This is a genomic window from Enterococcus sp. 3G1_DIV0629, from assembly GCF_002141285.1.
Classification (GTDB): Bacteria; Bacillota; Bacilli; order Lactobacillales; family Enterococcaceae; genus Enterococcus_B; species Enterococcus_B lactis.
Genome location: NZ_NGLI01000001.1, coordinates 936,871 through 961,849, shown reverse-complemented (window position 1 = coordinate 961,849; position 24,979 = coordinate 936,871). Strand labels below are relative to the sequence as shown.

The 24,979-nt window shown below is 36.7% G+C and carries 30 protein-coding genes and 1 tRNA gene; 10 read left to right on the top strand and 21 right to left on the bottom strand.

The genetic code is table 11. The annotated features are described in order from the left end of the window. Positions 1 to 87: 87 nt before the first annotated feature. From A5816_RS04960 to amaP (A5816_RS04945), 4 genes are read right to left on the bottom strand one after another with little or no spacing between them, the layout of a single operon-like run. On the bottom strand, positions 88 to 330 hold the full coding sequence (locus tag A5816_RS04960; RefSeq protein WP_002290686.1) for a GlsB/YeaQ/YmgE family stress response membrane protein: 243 nt from the start codon (positions 328 to 330) through the stop codon (positions 88 to 90). A 31-nt stretch (positions 331 to 361) separates the two neighbouring features. Continuing rightward, complete coding sequence (locus tag A5816_RS04955; RefSeq protein WP_002295944.1) at positions 362 to 919, bottom strand: Asp23/Gls24 family envelope stress response protein; 558 nt, start codon at positions 917 to 919, stop codon at positions 362 to 364. A gap of 12 nt (positions 920 to 931) precedes the next feature. Beyond that, positions 932 to 1,120 carry a DUF2273 domain-containing protein gene (locus A5816_RS04950; RefSeq protein WP_002290682.1) on the bottom strand — a complete coding sequence of 63 codons (189 nt, stop codon included), beginning with the start codon at positions 1,118 to 1,120 and terminating at the stop codon, positions 932 to 934. 12 nt (positions 1,121 to 1,132) lie between these two features. Beyond that, complete coding sequence (gene amaP, locus A5816_RS04945; protein WP_086310864.1) at positions 1,133 to 1,699, bottom strand: alkaline shock response membrane anchor protein AmaP; 567 nt, start codon at positions 1,697 to 1,699, stop codon at positions 1,133 to 1,135. 416 nt (positions 1,700 to 2,115) lie between these two features. Between amaP (A5816_RS04945) and A5816_RS16230 the strand changes: the two genes are divergently transcribed. After that, entirely contained in the window at positions 2,116 to 2,289 is a 174-nt protein-coding gene (locus A5816_RS16230; protein WP_002291299.1) for a hypothetical protein, read from the top strand. Between the two features lie 76 nt (positions 2,290 to 2,365). Here the strand turns inward: A5816_RS16230 and A5816_RS04935 are convergent, their stop codons facing one another. From A5816_RS04935 to A5816_RS04920, 4 genes are all read right to left on the bottom strand, one after another. Further along, positions 2,366 to 2,521, bottom strand: a complete 156-nt coding sequence (locus A5816_RS04935; protein WP_002291297.1) for a cyclic lactone autoinducer peptide — start codon at positions 2,519 to 2,521, stop codon at positions 2,366 to 2,368. After that, positions 2,518 to 3,099, bottom strand: a complete 582-nt coding sequence (locus tag A5816_RS04930) for an accessory gene regulator B family protein (protein WP_086310863.1) — start codon at positions 3,097 to 3,099, stop codon at positions 2,518 to 2,520. The genes A5816_RS04935 and A5816_RS04930 overlap by 4 nt, the downstream gene beginning before the upstream one ends. A gap of 166 nt (positions 3,100 to 3,265) precedes the next feature. Next, positions 3,266 to 4,006, bottom strand: coding sequence for a LytTR family DNA-binding domain-containing protein (locus A5816_RS04925; protein WP_002374684.1), 741 nt, complete (start codon positions 4,004 to 4,006; stop codon positions 3,266 to 3,268). Between the two features lie 7 nt (positions 4,007 to 4,013). Further along, the gene (locus tag A5816_RS04920; protein WP_086310862.1) at positions 4,014 to 5,291 is read right to left on the bottom strand and encodes a GHKL domain-containing protein; all 1,278 of its coding nucleotides are present in this window, start codon (positions 5,289 to 5,291) and stop codon (positions 4,014 to 4,016) included. Between the two features lie 310 nt (positions 5,292 to 5,601). Here A5816_RS04920 and A5816_RS04915 point away from each other — a divergent pair, with 310 nt between their 5' ends. Both A5816_RS04915 and A5816_RS04910 read left to right on the top strand, forming a co-directional pair. Continuing rightward, positions 5,602 to 6,075 (top strand): DUF2975 domain-containing protein, encoded by a 474-nt coding sequence (locus A5816_RS04915; RefSeq protein ID WP_002306633.1) that lies wholly within the window; start codon positions 5,602 to 5,604, stop codon positions 6,073 to 6,075. An 8-nt stretch (positions 6,076 to 6,083) separates the two neighbouring features. After that, positions 6,084 to 6,311 (top strand): helix-turn-helix transcriptional regulator, encoded by a 228-nt coding sequence (locus A5816_RS04910; protein WP_086310861.1) that lies wholly within the window; start codon positions 6,084 to 6,086, stop codon positions 6,309 to 6,311. Between the two features lie 127 nt (positions 6,312 to 6,438). On the opposite strand, the gene A5816_RS04905 is transcribed toward A5816_RS04910, so the two are convergent. Then, positions 6,439 to 7,902, bottom strand: a complete 1,464-nt coding sequence (locus A5816_RS04905) for a helix-turn-helix domain-containing protein (protein ID WP_086310860.1) — start codon at positions 7,900 to 7,902, stop codon at positions 6,439 to 6,441. 168 nt (positions 7,903 to 8,070) lie between these two features. After that, positions 8,071 to 12,540, bottom strand: coding sequence for an LPXTG cell wall anchor domain-containing protein (locus tag A5816_RS04900; RefSeq protein WP_086310859.1), 4,470 nt, complete (start codon positions 12,538 to 12,540; stop codon positions 8,071 to 8,073). A gap of 609 nt (positions 12,541 to 13,149) precedes the next feature. Here A5816_RS04900 and A5816_RS04895 point away from each other — a divergent pair. Continuing rightward, on the top strand, positions 13,150 to 13,521 hold the full coding sequence (locus tag A5816_RS04895; protein ID WP_086310858.1) for a hypothetical protein: 372 nt from the start codon (positions 13,150 to 13,152) through the stop codon (positions 13,519 to 13,521). A 411-nt stretch (positions 13,522 to 13,932) separates the two neighbouring features. On the opposite strand, the gene A5816_RS04885 is transcribed toward A5816_RS04895, so the two are convergent. From A5816_RS04885 to A5816_RS04845, 9 genes are all read right to left on the bottom strand, one after another. Further along, on the bottom strand, positions 13,933 to 14,175 hold the full coding sequence (locus A5816_RS04885) for a GlsB/YeaQ/YmgE family stress response membrane protein (protein ID WP_002291278.1): 243 nt from the start codon (positions 14,173 to 14,175) through the stop codon (positions 13,933 to 13,935). A gap of 31 nt (positions 14,176 to 14,206) precedes the next feature. Next, positions 14,207 to 15,112: an Asp23/Gls24 family envelope stress response protein gene (locus A5816_RS04880; protein WP_086310857.1), complete on the bottom strand. Its 906-nt coding sequence runs from the start codon at positions 15,110 to 15,112 to the stop codon at positions 14,207 to 14,209. Between the two features lie 12 nt (positions 15,113 to 15,124). Continuing rightward, entirely contained in the window at positions 15,125 to 15,313 is a 189-nt protein-coding gene (locus tag A5816_RS04875) for a DUF2273 domain-containing protein (RefSeq protein WP_002291274.1), read from the bottom strand. 13 nt (positions 15,314 to 15,326) lie between these two features. Beyond that, positions 15,327 to 15,890 (bottom strand): alkaline shock response membrane anchor protein AmaP, encoded by a 564-nt coding sequence (gene amaP / locus A5816_RS04870; protein ID WP_002291268.1) that lies wholly within the window; start codon positions 15,888 to 15,890, stop codon positions 15,327 to 15,329. 37 nt (positions 15,891 to 15,927) lie between these two features. Then, positions 15,928 to 16,821 carry an SDR family oxidoreductase gene (locus A5816_RS04865; RefSeq protein ID WP_002291266.1) on the bottom strand — a complete coding sequence of 298 codons (894 nt, stop codon included), beginning with the start codon at positions 16,819 to 16,821 and terminating at the stop codon, positions 15,928 to 15,930. A gap of 79 nt (positions 16,822 to 16,900) precedes the next feature. Beyond that, positions 16,901 to 17,824, bottom strand: coding sequence for a magnesium transporter CorA family protein (locus A5816_RS04860; protein WP_002374669.1), 924 nt, complete (start codon positions 17,822 to 17,824; stop codon positions 16,901 to 16,903). Between the two features lie 48 nt (positions 17,825 to 17,872). Then, positions 17,873 to 18,223: an iron-sulfur cluster biosynthesis family protein gene (locus A5816_RS04855; protein ID WP_002374667.1), complete on the bottom strand. Its 351-nt coding sequence runs from the start codon at positions 18,221 to 18,223 to the stop codon at positions 17,873 to 17,875. Between the two features lie 32 nt (positions 18,224 to 18,255). Then, the gene (locus A5816_RS04850) at positions 18,256 to 19,158 is read right to left on the bottom strand and encodes a glycosyltransferase family 8 protein (RefSeq protein WP_086310856.1); all 903 of its coding nucleotides are present in this window, start codon (positions 19,156 to 19,158) and stop codon (positions 18,256 to 18,258) included. After that, positions 19,151 to 20,008 carry a glycosyltransferase family 8 protein gene (locus tag A5816_RS04845; RefSeq protein WP_010732559.1) on the bottom strand — a complete coding sequence of 286 codons (858 nt, stop codon included), beginning with the start codon at positions 20,006 to 20,008 and terminating at the stop codon, positions 19,151 to 19,153. Before A5816_RS04845 ends, A5816_RS04850 begins: the two co-directional genes overlap by 8 nt. A gap of 333 nt (positions 20,009 to 20,341) precedes the next feature. On the opposite strand from A5816_RS04845, the gene A5816_RS04840 reads away from it, so the two are divergent. Next, positions 20,342 to 21,151: a Cof-type HAD-IIB family hydrolase gene (locus A5816_RS04840; RefSeq protein WP_086310855.1), complete on the top strand. Its 810-nt coding sequence runs from the start codon at positions 20,342 to 20,344 to the stop codon at positions 21,149 to 21,151. A gap of 39 nt (positions 21,152 to 21,190) precedes the next feature. Further along, a complete protein-coding gene (locus A5816_RS04835; RefSeq protein ID WP_086310854.1) occupies positions 21,191 to 21,694 on the top strand; it encodes an isochorismatase family cysteine hydrolase in 504 nt (167 codons plus the stop codon). 514 nt (positions 21,695 to 22,208) lie between these two features. On the opposite strand, the gene A5816_RS04830 is transcribed toward A5816_RS04835, so the two are convergent. Continuing rightward, positions 22,209 to 22,282 (bottom strand) — tRNA-Ile (locus A5816_RS04830). A 172-nt stretch (positions 22,283 to 22,454) separates the two neighbouring features. On the opposite strand from A5816_RS04830, the gene A5816_RS04825 reads away from it, so the two are divergent. From A5816_RS04825 to A5816_RS04810, 4 genes are all read left to right on the top strand, one after another. Further along, positions 22,455 to 22,778 carry a hypothetical protein gene (locus tag A5816_RS04825; protein WP_002374663.1) on the top strand — a complete coding sequence of 108 codons (324 nt, stop codon included), beginning with the start codon at positions 22,455 to 22,457 and terminating at the stop codon, positions 22,776 to 22,778. A 156-nt stretch (positions 22,779 to 22,934) separates the two neighbouring features. After that, positions 22,935 to 23,189, top strand: a complete 255-nt coding sequence (locus A5816_RS04820) for a hypothetical protein (protein ID WP_002374661.1) — start codon at positions 22,935 to 22,937, stop codon at positions 23,187 to 23,189. Positions 23,190 to 23,260: 71 nt separating this feature from the next. After that, positions 23,261 to 23,506: a helix-turn-helix domain-containing protein gene (locus A5816_RS04815; protein ID WP_002374660.1), complete on the top strand. Its 246-nt coding sequence runs from the start codon at positions 23,261 to 23,263 to the stop codon at positions 23,504 to 23,506. Positions 23,507 to 23,583: 77 nt separating this feature from the next. Next, positions 23,584 to 23,949, top strand: coding sequence for a TIGR02328 family protein (locus A5816_RS04810; RefSeq protein ID WP_002374659.1), 366 nt, complete (start codon positions 23,584 to 23,586; stop codon positions 23,947 to 23,949). A gap of 224 nt (positions 23,950 to 24,173) precedes the next feature. Here A5816_RS04810 and A5816_RS04805 read toward each other — a convergent pair whose 3' ends face one another. Beyond that, positions 24,174 to 24,761, bottom strand: a complete 588-nt coding sequence (locus A5816_RS04805) for a hypothetical protein (protein ID WP_086310853.1) — start codon at positions 24,759 to 24,761, stop codon at positions 24,174 to 24,176. Positions 24,762 to 24,979 lie beyond the last annotated feature (218 nt).

Below are 24,979 nucleotides of genomic sequence, written 5' to 3'. Positions count from 1 at the left end.
AAAATATATAAAAAAAGAACCGCAGCAAGTTTCGCTGCGGTTCTCAAATTTGTTCTTCATTTCAACATAAGTTTTTCTTCAATTTGCTTATAATTTACGTGCAAAGAATGAAACGACTAATACTAAAATGATTGCACCGATTAATGATGGAATGATAGCCATTCCTGCAATTGTTGGTCCCCAAGTTCCTAATAAAGCTTGTCCAATGGCTGAACCTACTAAACCAGCAATGATGTTCGCGATGATTCCCATTGATGATCCTTTATTCGTGATTGCTCCTGCAATTGCTCCGATGATACCTCCGACGATTAATGCCCAAATAAATCCCATTTTAAATTCCTCCTAACTGACTTTTTACTTCTTATTGTACACGTGGTTCGTTATTTTCTTTGACTTTTTGTGCACCTTTGCCTACAGCAGATTTTGCTTTATCTGTTTGGCGTGAAGCAAATTGTCCTGTTGATTTTGCTGCTTCTGTTACTTTGTCTTGTACTGTTTCTTGATCTTTTTGGTATTCTTCTTGTGTTTTGATGTCTGCAACATTCACATTCACTTCGATAACATCTAAATGTGTCATATTGTTGACTTCAGTACTGATCAATTCTTTGATTTGGTTGTAGATGTCTTCAATGTCTTTACCGTATTCTACAATCACATCTAAGTCCACAGCTACTTGTTTCTTCCCTACTTCTGTATTGATACCTGCTGTTACATTATCTGTGTTGACTAATTTTTCAGCCATATTTGAGAAGAATCCGCCATCTAATGTCAATAGACCGTCTACATCTTTCAATGCATAGCCGATGATTTTTTGGATAACTTTGTCTTCATAAGTCAATTCACCATTCATCATGCGGTTTTCTCCTTTTTCATTTGCCAAAACTGATCCATTTGTTGTGTTCATGTTTTTGTTTTCCATCTTTGTTTCCTCCTATGATTTAAAAAATTGATCCACTATTCCTGTCTGTTTCAAATAAAATCCGATTCCTGCGCCAATTGCTGTCATGATGATGATCAACAATGTTTTGAAAAATCCAATCGTTAACCATAAAACAGCTAGCAGTAGTCCAAGACCCCCAAAGATAATAGGGAGCTTGTATGCTGAAAATAGTTCTTTCATTATTTGGCCCTCCTATTCCACTCGAGAGTGCTTGTAGTCTCTTGTATCTTCTTGTTCTTCATAACCGCTGTATGTGACTGCTACTCTGACTGTTTCTTTTGTTCCAAGTACTCTAGTCACTTCTTCTTCGATGTCTTGCATCAGTACACCTGTTTTCCCCACTAATGAAGAAGTTCGCTTCAAGTCTCCGTTAACATGGATATGGATTCGATTTTTCGTTGAACGTATCCGTACTTTAGGTGAATGAATGAACTCTTCTTCGTGTAAATGGGAACGTACCAGCCCTTCAATCGCTTTTTTGTCGATCGTCAATTTGCCATCTTCCCGTTTCATAACGAAAGTTCCTCTTGATTTTGGATAGAAAAGAACGACTAGCAAGATGATAATAGCAAGAACGGCAAATACTACAGCTGCCCAGAAAATATATTGTTGCATGTAGTAATTCGTTAAGGTAAAGAAGCGAAATCGTTCCAATTGTTCAGGCATAATATACGGCGCATTGATTAACGCAATCGCTAGAAATACTGAAAGTAGCAGCAAACTCATGATAACACCGATTATTTTTAACCCCTTATTCATTTTCCACCTCCTATAAACTTATTTTTACCCTGTAAATAACTCTACCGACAATCACAGTATAAAGAGCAAATGGTTAGCTTAGCACCAGTAAATAAAGCGCTACCAAACGTTGTTGGATCATAACGGCGTTTTATCGTCTGTCGGATACTGAAATAACAACTGATCACTTATTCTCTATTTCTTTTTGATTGCTGGCTATACTTAAAGGATATTATTCAAGATTAAAAATTGCAAAGATTATGCTCAGTTATTATTACAAAATTCTATTTATTTATTAAAATTTTTCAGTGAAGAAAAAAACGCAATAAAATAACTTAAGTTACTTTATTGCGTTTTTACTTTATTTTCTATTATCATTTTTCTTATTTTCTTCTTTGGTTTATACTATTCTTATAAATAAAAACGAGGTATGTCCTATGATGAAAAGATTGTATTATTCATTGATCATAACGATTGGCTATTTGATTGTATCAAATCTTGGAAATATGGTATTTGGTATCAGTAAAGAATTCAGCTGGACTACTACACTATGGGAATCTTTATTCTTTTTCATCTTTGTATTTTTGTTACAAAACTATCGAAAAAAATAAAACTGTGCCAACGATCTGTTGGCACAGTTTTTAGGACTTACGGTACTTTTTATTCGGCAATCCATTTTATTTTTACTTATTTTTCTACTTCTTTTTTCAATGCCTCTGGTACTTTTGGTTCATAAACTAAACCAATACAGGTACTTCCGCTTATTACAGCCTTTTCGGCAACGCTGATAGCAATTGTTGTGATTGCATGTGAGAGACTAAATTTAGTTTGTGTGTGTTTCATTTGATGATCTTCCTTTCTTTTTTTGGAATGAATACAAGTAAGATTGCGGTCAACATACCCAGTAATATCATGACTCTTGAATCATTTGCTGGAATCACTGAACCGATCAGCGTGAGGCTTATTCCTGTTATCACTAGTTTGTTTCTTACGCTTCTTCTTTTTTGTTGGTCTTGTGCGATAAAGGAACCAATAATTCCTAAAACCATACTAAGAATAGCTGCTCCGATGAAATATTCGTAGCGTGTAAGTTCCAAATTGTAATGATTAGCCAAAACAGGCAGCGCCACCAATAATCCCATACTATAGAGCGTGCAGGCCATGCTTCGGCTTGCATGATATCCTTTTGCATATCTTCGTACAGCAATAAAAGACAAATGAGTGGTGATCACAGCAAAAATGCTATGTAAGAAAAACGCTGATACGTAAATAAGCATGAACTTGAAAAGATTAATGAACAGGATCGCTAATCCATAGTTGACTTTTGCTTCATCCAGTTCTGTTAACCCATATTTCTCCCCGAGTTTTCTGCTCATCTTGCTTGACAGCTTCTCTTCAAGAGACAGATATTCATTTGGCATATCGTTTACCCCTTTCTCACTTTTGATTATACTAAAAATAAGGATGCATATATTAAAAAGTAAAAAGTGCGCGTTTTTTTTACATAACTGCAGTGTTATCTTTCTTAATAACCCCCTTATATTCTTTAGATCTAAAATATTCTATAAAAAAAGAACGTGACATTCGTCACGCTCCTTTGCTAAATGCAATCAATAATTTTTTTAAACTTCGGGTGGAAACAAGACACTTTTCTCCGTTAGACATAAGGATCGTTCTTTCCTTCTTGTTGATGGAACAAATATTATCCACATTTACAACAAACGATTGATGGCAACGGTAAAAGCTCGGGCTAAACGATTCGATCTCTTTGATTTTTCCATTATATTCTAGCATTCGATTTTCAAGATGAACGATCACTTTGTGAGGAACAGGACTGGATTCAAAAAATAAGATTTCGTCTACGAACAATTTTGTATTGATTGGTCCACTCTTAATACGAATCTGTTCTCTTGTAGGTAAAATTGTATCAAGATATCTTTGGTTAGCCACATCGATACATTTTGTCACGCTTTCTTGCAGCAGTGTATCGTTCCCCTTCACAATATAATCCATTGCTTCTACTTTATATAAAAAAGTGAGATAAGCTAAATCTGTGTAACTGGTCACAAAAATAATTTTTGCTAGTGGATCGTATTCTCTAATCGTAGCGGCTAGATTGATTCCATTCATATTGGCACTTAAGTCAATATCTAAAAAATAGATGCCTTCTGTTTTATTTGAACGTATATATGAAAGCAGCACTTCCGGGTCCGAGGTATCCATTTGAAATTTGATGTCATAATCTTGCATCATTAAATAATTTTGGATCATCTTTGCTAATTTCAATCTAAATGCTCCGTCATCTTCGCAAACAAAAATTTTCAACATAAAGATTTTACCCCTCCCAAATTGTCAGTATTTGAATAAACTGCCCTTCTTCGATTTTAGTATCTAAGTACACATTTTTATTCAACTGAACTAATTCATCAAGATTGCTTAGACCAATCCCACGTTCTTTCCCTTTTGATGAATAAGATTTTTTCTTTAATACATGTAAATCAGGTATATCAGAACGACATTTATTGGCAATAATAAAGGTTATCGCTTCTTCTTGTCTCAATCCGGCAAACAAGATTTTCGGCTTATCTATAATAGAAGATTCTTCAACTGCATTATCTAGTATGATCCCCAGCATCCGAACTAGCATGACAGAAGGAACGGGGAAAGAATCCAATTTTTGTGGCACATTTACGTCTATTTCTATTCCTTTTTCATGAGCTAGATACAACTTGCTCAAAACGATACTTTTTATTTCCTTGACTTCAAGATTTCTTATCGGTGACATTTCTAATAATTCCTGATCAAAAAGAGTTCCAGTTTCCTTGATATGGGAGTAAAAAAAATGTTTCATCCCATCTATATCATTACTTTGGATATAATTTTCCATAGAAACCAGTATGTTTTTGTAGTCGTGCTTGAACTTACGTATTTCCATATAACTTTTTTCGATTTGCTCACTGTATTCGATAAGATATTCCATTCGGTTCTTTTCTTCTTTACTTTTATACTCTGCCTTTTTTATATAAACAGCTAAAAAGCTGATAAGAACAGCAAAAAGGCTATATGCCAGCATAAAAATTCCATGAGCACCCTTCATAAAACAGTCTACATCTGAAAAGCGTTCAATCATAAGAAAAATGAAATAAATCAAAAACGTAGCAATAACAGTATACTTACTAATATCATATATCATCGATTCAAGGGGTGCTTTTTTCAATATATAATTCCTTAAATAAAATGCTAAACATAAATATAAAATAATTGATAAAAAACACATACCCAAATCATTCATCATTATAGATAATGATTTTAAGATAACGTAAATCAGATAATTAGAAAAAATAAGCAGGATAATAGATAACGAAGCATAGAATAAAGCTGATTGAAGCATCTCTTCATGATAAATCACGAGAGTACACATGACTAGCCATACCAAACCAGTGGCAATTACATTTATCCATTGATAAAGTACCGATATCAATAGGATAACCAAGATTGATAATAAAGCATACTTTTTATTTCTTAGTTTCTTGTTCAAATAGCCCAATCCAACAAACATCGTCATCAGCTGCCCTGATATGAGTAGAGAATAACTTAACTGTAAAATATTCAATTTTAGAACCTCACTTTATGCATGTTTTACATAACAAAATAAACAGCAATTATGAATAAAAAAATTTATTTTTTAAGTTTTTCCCCATAAAAATTGTAACATAGTTTACTAACTATTTGTAAATAACATATTTAAAAGTTTCCTTATAAATTAAAAAGAAGCAAATGCTAACTTCAATTAAAACTCTCAAATACTATAAAATCATATTTACTAAAAACGACAAAAATTTATTGTTTTTCGATAAAAAGTAATTGCTTTTCAATAATTATTCTGCTATATTTTAGCTATCAAAGATAAAAGAGGGATAAAAATGAAATTAAAAACATTATTATTAAAGTTTGTTGTTTTAGGTATAAGTGCCGTATTTATTTTATTCGGTATACTTTTTTATACTCAGATTGCTACAAGCGAAAAAGGATTCACTTTTGATTGGCAGACGACTTTATTCGTTTCTGTCATCTACTTCGCCCTTCTCTTAGGGATTATTATTGCTTATTTCTTATTGAGGCTGTTGAAACAAATCGAAGAAAACCAGGCCTTTTCTAATCAAAGCTTAGACATTCTAAAAAAAATCGAACGAACGATTCTGATTATTGGTTTTGCCTTTTTCGGCTTGCTTCCTAAATTTTTGAAAGTGGCAGATTTAGATGATGCTCCTGGTTTGATGTTGGTGGGAATTGCTGTCGTATTCATTCCTTTTGCCGTATATACTTTGACAAGCGTGTTGGAAAATCTGCTCGAACATGCGATTTTACTTAAGACAGATCATGACTTGACAGTGTGAGGTGCGACATGGCTATTATCGTTAATCTAGATGTAGTATTGGCTCAAAAAAAGATGAGTGTAACAGAATTGAGTGAAAAAGTGGGTATTACGATGGCAAATATCTCTATTCTAAAAACCGGAAAAGCAAAAGCTATCCGTTTTTCTACCCTCGAAAAAATCTGTGAAGTATTAGAGTGTCAACCAGGAGATTTGTTAAGTTATCAAAAAGACCTCGATCCTATACCAAAAAAATGAATATAAAACATAACAATCAGTAAAAAAATAATCTGAATAATAGATGTATGAGACTTTTAGCGGTCATTACATCTATTACTCAGATTTTTTATTTTGATGGAATATCTTGATGTCTATAGATATGTATTTACACGTAGAGAGACTTTTCTTCTACTACTTGGTACTTCTCCTGATAAAATTGAAGAAGATTTTGGATCTCACGTTGATTTGGAAATAGAGAAATACCGAAGATCGGAATGTTTGTCTCCTCCTCCATCATCGCATTCGTAAGGATACAATCGATATCCGGATAGTATAAATTCGTTTCTTTCTGATAAAAGTTTGGAAGAACACCAAATTGATAATAATCTCCCAATTTTTCTTGCAATCTTTTTGCTATGTCATTCGCTTGTTGTTTTCTTGTATTTGTGACTATCACTGCTTTTAATTTATTTTCTTTCCCTTCAATGTATGATAGCAATAATGGCCAGTCGAAAAGAATTTCTAAGATAGCATGGCGAACAAATGAATCAAGTTCAGGAATGACGTATCCTTTTTCTCTGCAGTCATCTACCATCCTTCCCTTTAATTCTTCATATAAACAGGCTAAAATCGGCGGATCGACTATCGTTGTCTGGCTTGGATCATTTAGGATATATTCTGGAAATCGTGGTTGTGTCAGTATCTCTTTACATCGTTGAACGATCAGATCTTTGTTCTCACATTCCAACTGATATTTTTTTCCCAAGCAATCTATCCATGTCATTAAACAATGACTGATACAAAAATGATACTCTCTTTGCTCGCTTGCATTTCTTATTTTCAAAGCAGTATGAATGACTTCTGTATCAAATATCCACTGCCAGACTTTTTCTTCCCGTGGCAAAGAAAAATGGTTCAAGTGATTTTTTTCCAAGAATGAAAAGGTGAAACAGCTGATTTTTTTTTGCTCCAATCCCCTTTTATTTTTGTTGAATCGTTGTATACGACAAGCAATAAAAAAATGTAAAAAACATAAGGTTTTCGGATCATTTTTTGCTACCTCATATAGCTGGTTTTCTTTTAAAAATAGGATGACTACATCATAAGTTGCCTCGCTAAAAGAACGATTAAAAATACTAGCAGGAGAAGGATATTTTTCCATCAACAAACGAGCTGTAAGACCGTCGATCACCTGACCCTCTCCGACAATCCGAGTCAACCCTTTGATCCTCAAATCGTATTTTTTTAATTTTGATTGGATTTTCTTTACGATTCTTCGCAATGTACTTTCTGAAATAAACAGATACTCTGCTAATTCTAAATAATTCTCTTTTGGATGTAGCAGTATGGTTTCTAAATATTTATATTCAGTAGATTGGGAGATCACGATTTGATAAATATGATCTTTTGTGAAGGCAGGTGAAAACATAGCTGTCACACCAGCATCCCGATCAGTGACGATTTGGATATCGGAAGAATATGTATTGATTTCCATAAAATCGTTCCGCAATGTTTTTCCAGAACTTGCCAATCTTTTTTCCAATTGACTAAGGCGGCAACGTTCCCCCTCGAATAGTATTTCTAACAGATTCAACTGACGTTGTAATTTTTTTGAGAGAAGATTCAACATGTTTCCACCCCTTTCTAACAAAATTCTTTTGATACATCCTGATAGATAAATGTAAAAGCACTCAATGTCGGTTTCCCTTATTGAGTGCTTGTGATTATATTATATCGTGTATCTGCTTTAGAAATTGGAGCTTTGAGAACTATTTTTTCTTACTTAAGCAAAAAACGGTTATTGATTTTCAGCTTTCTCTTTTGCTTTTCTTCTCATAACAATCGCCCCTATGCCTGCTACTAACGCGATACCAATCAATGTCCATGCAGTATTCCTAATTGCATTGGTTTGTGGCATATTCAGTGAAGATTCATTATCTGCACTTGTTGTTGGATCATCTTGGATACTTGGTGTCGTCCCTTCATTTCGTTCCGTACTGCCGCTTGTACCTTCATTATTTGTATGATTATTTTGCGATTCATTCGTACTGGAATTCGTCGTGTGATCACGTACTTCATACGGCATATTCAATTCTGTTGAAAAACCGCCATAAGAACTGTCTGTCGTCACATTGACTGAGACATTGTTCCGACCAGGAGTTGATGTGTCGATTTCAGAATTTAAAGAGACTGTATAAAGATTTTCTGGAATGACCTTGTCATTTACTTTTACATTTTTGATAAATGATTTAAGATCTAGTTCCGTGGCACCTCGTGGAATTTCTACTTTATTAGCTTCTACATCAATTTTCCCGCTTGGTTCGAACCCATATTCTGTGACTTCATAATAAGCATATTGAGAACCATAAGTGAAGTTCTTCTCCTGCTCATCTTCCATCAGCATATTTCGTCTAAACTCTTTTGTATGATAGATTCTGATAATATCACCCACATTGACATTCAATGGCTGCCCACTGTTGAATCGAGACAATGCTTGTTCGATCGTCCGATTTCCTGTTACGTCATAAGTGAACCTGCTAGTGGTATTATCTTTGTTCATCACATCGAATTGATAATAGATCGAGCGGTCGGAGTAATCATGCACTACTTTGGACAACTCTGTATTCGCCACGCCTTGTGATGCTCGGATCATCAGCTGATTGTTCTGATTGTTTGGGTTTTTCTGATTGATCAAGCTGAATGCGCCAATCGTTGCGCCGTCATTGTTTTTGACTCGGATCGTGCTTCCCCATTTCACTACATATGGTATCTTCACTTCTGTGAATCCAGTACCATCAGTCGTGCTTACTCTCACACGAACCCCTTTTTCTCCCACAGTTGTTGTATCAAAGTTAGACAATTGTTCCACCGTATAAAGATCACTCGTTAGCGGACGTCCGTTGAAAGTCACATTTTGGATCAATTCTGCCGGGTTCACTGTATTCGTCTCATGCCCTAACAGCAGTTCTTGTGAAATCGGATCTGCCTTGATATCCGTAAACGGCTCAAACCCTTCTTCTGTTACTTTATAATAGGCATAATTAGAACCACCAGTGTAATCTCTGACCATTTCATCCATCATCAGAAGATTTCTTCCTTGTGTCTCCGCATGATAGACTTTGATGGTATCTCCTACATTGACTGCTAACGGCTGCCCACTATTGAATCCATTCACTGCTTGACGGATCAAGGTATTCCCTGTCACTTCATAATTGTATTTTCGCGTGTCGTTTTCCAGTACTTCGATGGCATAATAGATTCCTCTGCCGAACGGATTGTTCACTGGACGATTCAAGTCCGTGTTGCTTGAACCAGGAGAAGCATGGATTGCGAACTGATCGCCTTCTTTTAATAAACTAAACGCGCCGACGGTCATTTCTTCCAGTCCTCGAAGAACGAATGTACTTCCCCACTGTACTTCATAAGGGACTTCGATTTCGGTTTCAGCTAACCCATCATTCATCGTAATCTTTACTTTTGTCGTTCGTTTTCCAGTTGTACTTGTGTCAATCTCTGACACTTGTTCGATCGTGTAACGATCCTCTGAGATACTTTGATGATTGATCGTGACATCTTTGACTAGTTCTTTGACATCTAACGTGCTGACGTCATCCCTCAAAGAGAACATTTGCGAAGTCCCTTCTGCTTCCATCACTGGAATCGGTTCTAGTCCGAATGCAGTCACTCTGTAATAAGCATATTCGGAATCATAAGTGAAATCCCGTTCTTCTTCATCAATCATGACAATTGAACTGTTTGGCGATTTCTGCGGATGATAGATCTTGATCACATCATCCAATCGTACATCATAGTAACCATTCCCGTTCCCAAAGTTATCGATCACTTGTCTTAAGGTACCCCTACCAAGCACTTCATAATTGTAAACCGACTGATTGTTTCTCAGGACTTCCAAAGTGTAATACAAGGCGTGCATCGATTCTTCCGTACTGACCCGTTCATCTAATGCTGAAGGCAAACCACTGGTAACGGTTAATCTAGCTGCATTCCCACTTCTCAGATGCAAGGAATAAGCTCCTGCTGAACCACCTTCGCTTGACTTGATCATGAACGTATCTCCCCAAAGATAATTGACCGATGTTTCGGCTGTTCCTTTGATCGTCTCCCCTGAAATCGGGTGTTTCGCTTGTACGGTGATCCGAATATCTTGTTTGCCAGCGATCGTATTCGTCGGCTCTGTCGATTCTGCTGCTACGAATTCTAGATCATCGACCGCAACTGATTCCCCTTCAAAAGTGGCTTCTTCGATATAATTTTTAAACGTACTTGCAAGTGACGCAGAAGTTTCTCCTAATGTACGGTCTTCCATTGGCTTCAATTTCAGCTGGATTGCCGGATCAGGAAGTACAGGAAGTGGTTCAAATCCGAAAGCCGTGACACGATAATAGGCATTATCTGTTCCGTAAGTGAAATCTTGCTCTTTTTCTTCTACCATCAAGACTGAGCTTCCTGCACTCTTTTGTGGATGGTGAATATTGATGATATCTCCCAACTGTACATCAAGGTATCCATTTCCATTTCCGAATGTCGTGATCACTTGCTGTAGAGTAGCTCTCCCCGGCACTTCATGGTAATAAGCTTGTCGATCATTTCGTAGCACCTCAATAGAGTAATACAACGAATCTTCCAGACCAATCCGTTCATCAAGAGGAGAATCTAATCCTCGAGTTGCCACGATTCGAGCATTATTCCCATTTCTCAACTGGAAGGCGTATGCGCCGGCTGATTGTCCATTATGGGCTTTCAGTAAGAACGTGTCCCCCCAACGGACATTGACCTTCGTTTCAGCTGTTCCTTTGATTATCTGATTCGTAACGGGATGCCTCGTTTGAACAGTCAGTTTGAGCGGTTGTTCTCCTACGATAGAAGAATCTGGCTCTGTTGATTCAGCGGCGACAAACTCTAAATCAGCTATATTAAGCCTCTGCCCTTCCATCGTCGCTTCTTGGATATATTCACGGAATGAAGAGGAAAGTGTAGGATAATTTCCACCTAGATGTCGATCTTCCACATCCTGCAATTTTAGTTCTACCTCTGGTTGAGGAAGGACATCCATCGTGATGGAACCAGTGGCTTCACGTCCATCAGTAGCCGTTACTTTTGCCTGCCACGTTTTCGTACCAGCTGAACTCGTATCAGCATTGAGCCACTCTAACTGATGTGTCTGTTCAAGAGGATCTCTCACGACAAAATAGTCAGCAGGATCAGGGATTGCTTCGTTCACGTAAATGGAATGCGGACCAGTCTTCCCAAATACTTGTAAATCTCTTGATTGGACAGTTATTGGAACATTTACTGTAGCCGTTCTGCCCGATCTATCTTCTGTTACCTTGATTCTAGTATTTTGAGCACCTATTATATTCATTCTTGGTGGAGTTTCCCATTCTGTTTTCAGATCCCATTTGACATTACTCGTATCTATCGTCACATAATCAGCAGGATCTGGTACCGCATCACCTTGCCATAAGTTATGTGTGCCAGCTTTGGCTTCGACTTTGATGTCTCCCATGGCTTGTGCTGCAGAAAGAAAGTTTATTGTTTTTCTAGAAACTGCGCTGTCTCCGCCGGAGCTACTAAAATTTAGCCAAACGACTATCGATAGTTCCATAGTTTCTGTGCCTAAATTTTGTTGATTTCCTATTCTAGTTAGAACCATTGATTGAGTTTCCGAAACGCCACCACGGCTTGAAAAGTTATATCTCCAATTCCCACTTTCTGTATAAGAACTACTCTCACTACTCACACCATGGGGCACCATATACGCATTATTACCATAAAGTGCATTAGTAGGAAAATTAGGACGAATACCTTCTGGCATATTAAATATGTCTTCCATACTTGGTACAAAACGAATTTCTATCATTTCCCCATTTATAAAAGAATGATTATGTTTTTTCATTGCCTCATTCAACCTATATTCGGTCAAACGTGCAGCAAAATTAAATGCTTCTTCTTGTATTTCTTCACGTGACCATCTAGCTAGTCGTGACTCCTGAAGGACATTCTCCATTCGTAACTCTTCTTTTTCTTGTGTTTCTATGGGTAATCGTGGCAAGGTAGATGCTCGTGGTTTATTTTCCTCTTCATTCGTTTCTTCTTGTTCTTTCTCTTCTTGAGGGCGCAATTGCCTTAATGCGGGTAATTCGATCGAATGTAAGGCAGAGGCGGCTTCTACTACGGTACCGCCCATATTCCCTAGAACCAGTCCCAAAGATAGTGTACTAGTTAATAGCTTTTTTACTTTTTTCAATGAACGTTTTACCTCCTTTATTTTTCCTATACAGATCAAAAGCGGTCTGTTTTAAACCGTCAGCAAAGAAGGTATGCTATTTTCTTGTCTTAAACATAAATAAATCGTGTAAAAATAGTTTTACTTGTTTCTAACCTCCGTAGCTTTTGCTCAATTGACACAAGTCTGATCGATCAAATAGTATTGATTTTGCTAAACACCTAACGATCATTTGTTGTGACAAACTTGACGGTCAGCATTGTACGTGAATTGCTCCTGTTCCCCTTCTTACGATCTTTGAATATGTAGTTCTCTCCCCAATAATCGTAACTGGGTGTCTCCCACTCCTTTCTTTTTGTTTTTATGCGGGAGCAAACTCCCACATTTATACTGTAAAGGGGTTCTTTCTATTATGTAATGCCACTTTTTCCCATTTAATATGGAGTTTTTGACAGAATGTTTCGAATAACAACGATCCACTACTCTTTTTTCTTTTTAACGTTAATTTGATAATAATGATTATTTATTTAAAAATACATTAGATAACCTTTGTTACGACACGAAAAAGCTTCACAAACAAATATCGTTATTTTAAAATGAGGGCGAACTCACACAATTAGGAGGAATAGTATGCCATTCATTGTTTACTTTTTTCTTTCATTACTCGTGATCTATATTCCATTACCAACATTCTTTCTGCTCGTCAATCGTCTAGCTGAGCAACATGATACGATTACTGCTCTTACGAAACTTTGTTTACTTCTATTTGTTTGCCTAGATTACTTTACGAGCTATTATTGGCTAAAACAGACAAGAGTAAAAAAGAGATATTATTTCTTCCTTCTCTTTTTCAATCTCTTTGAGTTTCTGATCCATTGCTTTTTACTTCATCAGTATCATACGATCCATCTGTGGATCATCTGGGTCTTTCAAGCGGTCGTACTATTTTGTATGTTCACCTTCCCTCTCTCAAGAAAATTTAGGGAAACATTGTTTTATTAAAGAAGCTTCTCTGTACCAATAAAGACACATTTAAGGAAAAACTGGTCAATATATTGGTTTCCCCTTAAAAAACTTTTAAAAATCTAATTGGGAATTTACCCACACAAATAAAGGGCTGTGACAAAAATCTTGTCACAGCCCTTATTCCGAATAAACGGTGTTCTCCTACCATCTCCTTGGTCACAAGTCACAATATTCATCAGACATGAGAAGCTGTTTTTTGAAATTGTTCTTTGTGACTCGTAGCTGAACGTCAGGATCACGACCTCTTTTTCTTAAACGGTGTTCAAAAGCTTGCATCTGCGGTAATAAGTCCAACCAAACGAAAAATATGAGAAGCTATTTTTGTTTGACTGTTCTTATTACTTGATGCAGAACAGCTTTTTCACGACCTCTTTATTAAAAGTCTTTTTACAGTTTTCTAGCAAAGAATGAGACAATCAGTACTAAAATGATGGCACCAATCAATGATGGTACGATGGCCATTCCTGCAATACTTGGTCCCCAAGAACCTAATAATGCTTGACCAAGTGCTGATCCAACTAAACCTGCTACGACATTTGCAATAATCCCCATCGAAGAACCTTTATTCGTGATTGCTCCTGCAATTGCTCCGATAATTCCTCCGACGATAAGTGACCAAATAAATCCCATGTTTCGTTCCTCCTAATGTTTTGCTTCCTTATTACTGAACGCGTGGTTCTGTATTTTCTTTTACTTTTTCAACGCCGCTTCCAGCTGCCGATTTTACTTTATCTGTTTGATTAGAAGCAAATTCACCGGTTTTTTTCGCTACGTCAGTTACTTTGTCTTGCACCGTTTCTTGATCTTTTTCAAATTCTTCTTTTGTTTTGATGTCCACTACGTTAGCGTTAACTTCGATCACGTCTAAGTGTGTCATATTTTTTACTTCTTTGCCGATTACTTCTTGCATTTCTTCAAAGATTTTTTCGATATCTTTGCCATATTCCACAATGATATCCATGTCAACTGCTACTTGTTTTTTACCGACTTCTGTTTCGATCCCAGCCGTTACATTATCTGTATTCACAAGTTTTCCTGCCACATTAGAGAAGAAACCACCGTTTGCAGATAATAAGCCGTCTACTTGTTCAATTGCGATTCCAATGATTTTTTGCACCACTTTATCTTCATAATTCAACTCACCGCGCATCGAATCTTCTTGCTCAGAGCCATGGTTTTCTTGGTCGTTTGTATGTTGTGAACCAAATTTTCCTTGTCCGTTTGAGTGTTCAGAACCAAGTTTTTCTTGTGCTTTCGCATGATCAGAAGGATGCTTTTGTTCCTCTAATGGTTTAGAAGGATCGATTGCATCATGTTGTTCTGGAACTTTCGATTCTGGAGAGCCGGGATGATGAGGCGCATGTTTTTCTGCGTCATGTTTCTTTTCTTCTACACCTTGTTGAACATTTGGCACGACTGGATCTGGATGTGCAGATACTGGTGCTGTTTTGTTCTTTTCATCGTTCACACCATTTGATTGGTTTGGTGTCGTTGGGTCTGGATGTGCAGACACTGGTTTTTGGTTGTTCATTTTATTGTTGTTATTATTTTTGTTATTGTTATTCATGGATGTTTCCTCCTAAGATTTAAAATAGTGATCTAAAATTTTCGTTTGTTTCAAATAAAAACCGATAGCGACACCGATAGCTGCCATGATCAAGATCAATAAAGTCTTGAAAAAGCCGACGGTAATCCATAAAACGGCTAATATCAACCCAAGTACCCCAAAGATGATAGGGAGCTTGTATGTCGAAAATAGTTCTTTCATTTTTGGTTCCCCCCTATTCTACTCGTTTGCGGTCATTGCTTCGTTTAGCTGGTTCTTCAAAGCCTGTGTATTTCACCGATACTTTCACTGACTCTTTTGTGCCTAATATGTGTTGCACTTCGTTTTCGATTTCTTTCATCAATGTTCCAGTTTTACCAATGAGTGCTGAAGTTCGTTTCAACTCCCCTTTTACATTGACGGCGATCTTGTTTTTCGTTGCTTTGACATTTACTTTTGGTGAATGGATAAATTCATCTTCATGCAAGTGAGAACGAACCATCCCTTCGATTGCTTTTTTATCCAACGTCAACTCCCCATCACCATGTTTCAGTAAAAAGGTTCCGATCGTTTTTGGATAAAACAAGAAAACAAGCAATGTGATAATCGTCAAAATAGCAAATGCAACAGCAAGCCAGAATACATATTGTTGCACATATGAATTAGTGATGGAAAAGAATCGAAACTTCTCTAATTGAAAAGGCAGTGGATAAGCTGCACTTAATAGTATCGCAAACAAGAGTATAGATAGCAAAAGTAACGTTCCGATCACTCCAAGCGTTTTTACTCCTTTATTCATTTTCGCACCTCCTCATAGGGGTGAAACGATCAACTTTTTATAAGTTGATCGCTTCTCCACCAGTTACTCCGTAAATTTGAGCTGTGACATAACTTGCTTTATTTGATGCTAAGAAGACATAGACCGGTGCTAATTCTCCTGGCTGACCTGCACGTTCTAGTAAACTTTGCTGACCAAATTCAGGAATCGAATCAGAAGGCTGACCTTCGTCTAGTTGTAGCGGTGTCCAGATTGGACCAGGTGCTACACCATTTACACGGATTCCCTTAGGAGCAAGTTGTTTTGCTAAGCCGATCGTAAAGTTAGCGATTGAAGCTTTTGTTGCTGCATAATCCAACAAATGTTCACTTGGATTGAAGGCTTGGACAGAAGTTGTTGTAACAATTGCTCCTCCTGCTGGGATATGCGGAACAGCTTCTTTCACTAAAGCAAACATAGCGATGATGTTGACCATGAATGTGTCTTTGATTTGTTCAAGTGGCAGTTCAGTAATGGATTGGCAAGAAATTTGCTGCCCTGCATTCAATACCATCGTATCTAGCCCGCCAAGCTCACTTACAGCCTTTTCAATGATTTCTTTAGGCGCTTGTTCATCACGAAGATCAAATGGGAGTAAGACGATCTTACGTCCTGCATCTTTGACGTATTTGGCTACTTCTTCTGCATCTTTTTCTTCTCCTGGGAAGAATTGAAGAGCGATGTCTGCACCTTCTCTAGCAAATGCAATCGCTGCTGCTCGACCGATCCCTGAATCGCCACCAGTGATTAGTACACGGCGATTTTCCAGCTGATTATTGCCCTCATAGGATTCTTCACCACAATCAGGAACAGGAATCATGTTCTGTTGTAAAGCTGGCGTATCCTGATCTTGCTTAGGAAATTTCTCCGTATGGTACAGATTTCGTGGGTCGATTAATTTTGGTTCTGTCATTGCTGTATTCCTCCAATTTTTTCTAAATTGTATTGCCAAAACAAATTTCTTTGTTTGATACCTGTTTTAAATAGTTTGTTTAATTCGTATAATCTTTTCGGTATAGATGGTAGCCTAAAACCACCGCTGCTATCAAAGAGCCGAATACTACGAGGATAAATCCTAAAGCAGAGCTTTTACCCGGTAATCCTCCTGTATTCATTCCCCAAAGCCCTGCAAACAACGCCGGAACGGAGATGATCAGTGCAGCTGAATCTAGATATTTCATGATATGGTTTAGATTATTGTCCATCATCCCATTGAATAAATCTCCAATACTCTCCAATAAGTCTCGATAGATTTCAATCATTTTTTCTGTTTGACGCTGTCTCAAATGAACATCATAAAGTAACTGTTCATCATCTAAACGTTTGATAAACGTTTCAGAATTCCATAATTGATCCATTGTTTCCCGCTGATCTCTTAAGGTATGATCGATATACACAATGTCTCTTTCCAGATCTGCCTGTTTATACAGTTCCTCATTCTCCGTCGTTTTACGGGCTGCTTTATCCAAAGCGTCAATTCGCTTCTTCATTTCTCTTAGTTCTTTCACGTAATGGGTATAAATATCCAGTAATGTATACGTGATGATCTTTTCAAACGAGTTTAAATGATCTCCATGCTTTGTCAGCAAGCGATCCACGAACTCGGTCTTTCTATCGATACAAGTAATCAAGAGATTATCGGAAAGTACAAAAGATATTGGTGTCAATTTTTTTTCGATACGGTTATCTGACTGATCCAGATTGATTACAACCAAAGAAAATGGATGCGCTAATTTGGTCTCATAAAGGCGTTCCATCCGAGAAACTTCTTCCGGATATTCCGTGCCTACGAAAATGTCATCTGGAAGCTCGAATTCTTTGATTGCCTGCTGGATCTCTTCGGGCTTTGCACTATCAAGTACAAGCCAGTTGTATTTTTTTTCATCTGTTTCTGTTACTTTCTTTTCATCATCCACAAAGTAGTATCTCAATGTATACCTCCTTTCTGGACTTTTCAAAAACGATTAGCTGAAGAAGCAGTTTTTTAATTTAATATTATAATCGAGTACTGCATTTTCATTTTCTAATGAGAAGCTGTCAAGCTGTTTGTTAAAGTCCATGTTCAATCGTTTGCCGAAATAACTTTGTTCTACTTTAGATGTATAGATTTCCAATAAAGGATGCTCGATTTTTGTTGCATACTCTCCAAATTCCGAAACAAAAGGAATGATTTGGAAAAAGCTGCCTTTTGCAAAAGCACCTTTGTCCCTTAAAAATGGATCGGAATCATTGATGAGAGCGAGTGCGATTTTTGTATTTTCCCCCACTTTTTCGATTAACGTCTCTACTGCATTTTTAGACATTGTAATTTCCATTCCTACTCCCCCTGTTCAGTTGTAGTCTTCTATTATTTAACAACTACGTCTGTTTTTTGTTGAACTTTTGCATATTTTGGATATTTAGGGAATTTAGCCACACAACGGAACGCCGTCATCCCTGCATATTTTTCGTAATATTTCTTCGTTGGTCCTTCAAAATCCTTGCTCCATGGTTTCACATGTCCTGAGAAATGGATAATGTAAGGATTGTTGCGCGTTTCTTCGTATTCACGTTCACCTGCTGCTGTTGGATGTTTCTTTGCTTTAGCCATGATATAGCCTTGTGCATTCCAGCGCGGATGAAGCGGAAGCCAACGATCATGCAAGATTGCATTTAATGCATCTTGGTCATGGAATCTTAATTTTTCTGGATTATGTTCGATGAATTCTAATACTTTTTGCGTAATATTTTCATCTAACCATTTTTTCACATTGATTAGCATCAATCCTGAGTTGAAGTAACGCATTGATTTAGCTGGAATCTCCATTTTTTCTAATCGTTGATGGAATCCAGCATCTTCAACAGCTGCTACGATTGAATCACCGAAGTCAAGACGCCATAATTTAGAGATGTTTTGTAAAGCGATCATGTCGCAATCCATATATAAGATACGTTCGACTTCCGTGCCGCGGAACAATTCTGGAATCGCTATGCGGTAATAAGCTGTTTCTGGAATACGATCGCTGATTACTACATTTGTAAAGAATTCTTTATTGATTTTCAAAAATTCTACATCCGAATTCATTCGTGCATTTTTCACTGAGAAGCGTAAAAGCTGTTTGCTTTCAAAATCGATATCGTCGTCAATCACATAGAACCGAACAAATTTAGACGGGTTGCAATTATCTAATACTGAGACAAATAATGCAGCTAAATGCGGTACGAATTTTGTGTTACAACTTGCGACTACTGCTATTTCTTTTTTATTCATTGATCTCGCCTACTTTCGTTAGAGTACTGTGTGCTAATTTTTTTAAGTATAAATTGGTATACGGATGATCTTTCAACGTATTCCAAGGTTTATCATGTCCTGTAAAATGAACGATCGAAGGTTTTTCATTTCCTTCTTTATACAGACGTTCATATTTTTCATTTGGTGCTGGGTGTCGTTCAAAAATCAAAGAAGTCTGCATGTTCCATTTTGGATGAAGTTGTTCCCAGTCTTCATAAAGGACAGCATTCAAAGCATCTTGATCGTGATAAATGATTCGATCACCATTTTCACTTAAATAATGGATAGTTTTTTCTGTAATTTCTTTTTTATTCCATTGATCGATGTCAATCACCATCACCCCTGAATTGAAGTACAAGTCATTGGAATCTATTCCTAATCTTTCCAATGCTTTCACTTGTCCTGGATCGATAATGGCGCCGATCGTTTTTCCATTTAATGGTTCATCATATAGTTTTACGATATCGTCTAGCACTAACACATCTGAATCTAAGTAAAGGACTTTCTTATAATCCTCTTTAGCTAATAAGTTGGGTAAAGAAATTCTTAAGTAAGCGGTAGTTGTGATATGGTCGCTGACTAGGAAGTCTTCGTAGATATCTTTTTCCACTGTCAGGAATTGGATACTTGCATTACTTGAATATTTATTTACCGTTTCTTCCAATCCTTGTTTACTATATTCTGATAGACCATCGTCAATCACATAAAATTTTATGCGTCTTGTTTTATTGCAATTTTCTAATGCAGTTGCGATCATCACGCTCAAGTAAGGAGCATAATTTTCGTCTGAAGCAGTCACCACAGGAACTACGCCGTATCTCTTCTCCATCAAAATCACTCCTTTTTCTAATCTTTTTCTAACCTGTTCTACATCTAGAATATTCCTCATTTGGTTTTAAAGCAAAATATATGCTTTGTTTTCATTGAATATTTTAAAATTTTTTTATTACAAAACGCATTGGTAAGCGCTAACTATTCGTTTTTCATGGCTTTTTATTCAAAGGTATTGACCAAAAACTACTATATATAGCCACCTTTTTCTTAAGAATGTTTTTTGAAAAAATTCATAACGGCAAAGCAAGTTAGTTTCATTTTTTTAATTTCTCATTTAATCTTAAGGTAACAGGAAAATAGATATGTAAAAAGAAAGTAGGAAGATAAAATGAAACTAGCAGCGATTGATTTAGACGGTACTTTGCTTGATCAAAATGGAAAGATACCAGAAGAAAATATCCAAGCACTTCGGAAATTTGATGAAAATGGCGGAATCGTAACAGTAGCTACAGGAAGGAACAGCATTTCTGCTAAAGATATTTTTTCCGAATTAGGAATCGGCGGCTATTTGATTTCTTCCAATGGTTCGCTGATTGCTGAAATGAAGGATGGAAAGATGGCAAAGGTTCTCAGACGTTCGAAAATAGATATCGATACTCTGAAAAGAGCCTTCTTCTATGCTCAAGAAGCAAAAATCTCAATTATTGCCAGCCGAGAAACCCAAGATGATCAGCTGACATTCGATGAATCAAATCTTGTCAAAGACGACCCCTATTATGAACATTTCAATCTGCAGAATCATTCTTTTGATCAAATTTTAAGTATGTTAGAAGATCCTTCTCTTAGCTATCTTAAATTAGCGTTAACAGATAAGAGTGAAGAAAAACTACAGAAGCTACAAAGAGATCTGCAAGCAGACGGCATCAATTCAGTATTCTCTGATCCACATTTCTTAGAAATCACGCCTACAGGTATCACTAAAGCTCATTCACTTGTTTTTCTGGCGGATTACCTTGGAATCGAGTCGAGTGACATCATGGCTTTTGGCGATCAAGAAAACGACATTGCTATGTTGAATTATAGTGGGTTGAGTATTGCGATGGGGAATGCACAGCGGCAAGTAAAAGAAATTGCAAACCAAGTAACGCTGACAAATGAGGAAGCTGGGGTTGCTTATATTTTAAAAAACTTCTATTGAAAATAAAAAAATGACGTCATGAACGTAGGAGGAAAGAAAATGTTAGTTATTATCGATATGCAAAATCATATTCTTGATCCAAACAGCGAATTTTATATTCCAGAATCAGGCCAATTGGCGGAACGCATTGCTAAACGATTAGCTAAAGCACGTAAAAACAAGGAATATATTCTATTCACACGGGATATTCCAGTCGAACTGAAGGACAAAGAAGAAGAACGGGAAGATTTGCAATTGATCCCTCTTCTTTCTCCCCAAGAAAATGAACGAGTGATCAAAAAGTATTACTTTACGATCCCCCCTGAAACTTTAGCTGAAATCAAGGAGACTTTGTTTGAAAGCAAAGAAGAACAAAAAGAGATCGAAGTGGTTGGGATCGAAACAAACTTATGTGTGCTCTCTAATCTGATAGGCTTGCAGAGTGCGTTCCCTGAAGCTGACTTTTTTGTTGATCCAACGTTAGTTTCTAGTAGAAAACATGGAGAAGCTGCTTTGGAACTTCTGAAAGATTTCAATGTTTCAATCATCGAACCTAAAAAATAGACAGTCACACGTATGCTACAGTCTATTCTTTATATAAGTTCTATTATCATTTAACAAGCAAACTAAAAAAGAAAAAGCACGAAGAACTGTTTTCAGTCTTACGTGCTTTTTCTACAAAAGTAGATCGGCTTTTTCATGCCACCTTGGAAAACGGTGTTCTCCTACCAACTCCTCGGCCACAAGTCACAATATTCAACAAACATGAGAAGCTGTTTATTGAAATTGTTCCTTGTGACTCAGAGTTAAACGGGAGGCTCACGACCTCTTTCTTAAACGGTGTTCAATCAGCTGACCTTCGGTATTAGCTTAACAAACGGCAAAATATGAGGAACTATTTTTCCGTTTGTTTCTCTAATACTCAGGTCAAAACGCTGGTTTCACAACCTCTTCCTTAAACGGTGTTCAAAAGCTTGCATCTGCGGTAATAAGTCCAACCAAGTAAAAAACATAAGAAGCTGTTTTTACTTGGCTGTTCTTATTACTTGATGCAGGGCAGCTTTTTCACAACCTCTTATGTACCTTGTAGGACTCGAACCTACGACCGGACGGTTATGAGCCGTCTGCTCTAACCAACTGAGCTAAAGGTACATCATCATGAGATATATTTTAGTTACTTTTTAACTATAGCACGAATTATAGACGCTCACAAGCTTCAAAATATAAATAATATGATATATTTATTCTTATTTACTTGACTTGAAACTTGACTGTTTTTTACTTGCTTATTTTAGAAGAAATGTTATTCTTTTAAGTATTCTTAATGCTAGGAGTGATTATTTTGCCATTTATTGCGATTTTATTCGATTTGGTTGCGGCAGCAGCTTACTTTCTCCAATACAATCATCAAAGTTCAGAAGTCCTGTTTGTTGGAATGATTTTCCAAGGTGTGATCACCCTTCTGCTTCTCATCATGATGATCAGCTACAAAGGAAAAAAATATGCACGTGTCCAGACAGAAATATTTGTTAAATATGTTTCTATTCGTTATGGGATCATCATTCTTTCCTTTTTAGTGAATGCGATCGTCCTCTTTTTATATGTATTGAATTACTTAAATATCAATCCATTGATTTTTTCTAGATAGATAACTTGTATTTAGCGGAACAGTTCTCGCGTATTAGCAGAGAGCTGTTCCGCTTTTTCACCGGTCTCTTCTTCTTTAGTTTTCCTAGCATTTCATTTGTGATGTATGCAATAACATGTTATCTTTTATTATATGAATCGTTGAGGAGTCCGTTACATGATTACGTTGGTTAGAGTTTTGTTTTGGTTGCCTTCGGTCGTTCTGATTGCAATTATTTTTTATCTTATGCATTGGAATAAAGAACGGTTTTATTTGGCTGTTTTGACTCTTCCGGTTATTTATTTTATGTGGAAGGTTTTTAATTACAACTACTTTGAACCTGATAGTGTTTTTGTAGAAGAATTATCAGGGTTGGTTTTGTCTCTAATGATCGTCATTCTTTATTTGATACGTTTAAATAAAAAACATTGAGTGTTATTGATTGCTTGTGTAGCTTTCTATGGTCATTACAAAACTATTCTATTATGATGAAAGGTGATTAAATGAGTATCGAAGAAGCTATTTTACTGGATACTTTACGTTGTCGTCTGAATTTTTTAAGAACTGGCCGATCTTTATCCCAAGTAGCTGTTTCTAACGCGTTAAGTATCCCTTTATTCAAATATCGCAAATACGAACAAGGGGATGAAATTCCAAGTATCATTGAATTAATCTATATCGCCGACTTTTACGATATTTCCGTTGACTACCTGATTGGTCGCTCAGAAACAGCAAGCAAACTTAAATGATTTTTTCCAGCCATTGTGCTGGTTTTTTCATTTAATGTTTACAGTGAACAAACTATGTACAAAAAGGAGATGTATCTATGCGTTTATGGCATGAAAAATTGATTTCAAAGCTTCCTCGTCAGCAGCTTTTAGGACAACACCGGGAATGCTGTGCGTTGAGAGGAAATGGTTGGGGAAAAAAACACGCCACTGTAGATTATGTCTTCCGCTATTCTCCTTATAAATTATTTCAGTATCATCAACTTGTCATGGACGAAATGGAAAAACGTGGCTACAGCCCAGCACCAGAATGGACAGATCCTATGTACCGTGGCAAATCATGCGAAGCATTTTTTGATTTACCTGCTGTAGAACGTAGCGTGCCGATTTATCCGGAACATGATGAAGTGTATCTAGCAGAGTGTTTAGCAAATTTGGAGCAAAAAGGAATTTATCTTACCTAAAAAAAAGAGGCTGGGACAGAAGCGTTTAACTCCAAGAAATAAGAGGGAATTCACGAAAATTGCTATTCAAATTTTTGTGAATTTCAGCTTATTTCCGAAGGAGTTGCTTCTGCTTCCGCCGTTTACACATGTTTAGAGCGTGAGACAAAAGTTTTTCTTTACTTTTGTCCCACGCTCTGATATAACATGAAAAACTCTTCTACTCTTCTCTCATCGAAAAAGTCTTAACCAACGTAGGGTAAGCTCGAATGGTGCAAGTTGATTCTCAGGTTACCTTCGTCATCACGTATAAATCCGAAAGTATATTCTACTTTTGTTTCATCACCCGTTTCCCCAGAAGTAAAGTAATATTCTCCTGAAGCGATTGCTGAATCCGTATCAATGATCGTTTCATGATTGTCGAAGCGGATGTCTGTCCAAGGCTCTAACGCAAAACCAGAATCTTCGCTGATATCACCGCCAACGAAATAAGAAAGTGCTTCTTCTTTTGTTGCCCTGAATGGTAACTCTGCAGCTTTAGTTGGTTTAAAAAGCACAGCACCTTCGTCGTATGCATACAATGTCTCGATGACTTCTTCTGCTTTTTCTGTTGCTTCCTCCATACCTTCTTCGCTTGCCGCACCGATACTTATGATTGCTTCTGCCCAGCGTTCCCGTGCTTCGTCTACTTCTGCTTCTGTGATCGTCTCAACTTTTACCTCTTCTGTCGTGTCTTCAGTTGTTTCTGTTGTTGATTCAGTTGCCGAATCGGTTGTAGAACAACCTGCCATTGCCAGTGTTAATGTTGATAGTAAAAATAGTTTTTTTATCATAAGATTATCCCCCCTGAAAACAGACTAAAATAATAACATTTCGTTTTTTTATTTTCAGATAAAGCTTAATAATTTCTAAATGTTCTTAAATTTTATTTAAAAACTCTTATAACTTTCATAATACATAACATAGTTATTTTTAAACAAAAAAATAAGTTAAACACACTTAAAATAAAAGACATAATTAAAATAAATCAAATAAATTACGTTATCTAAAA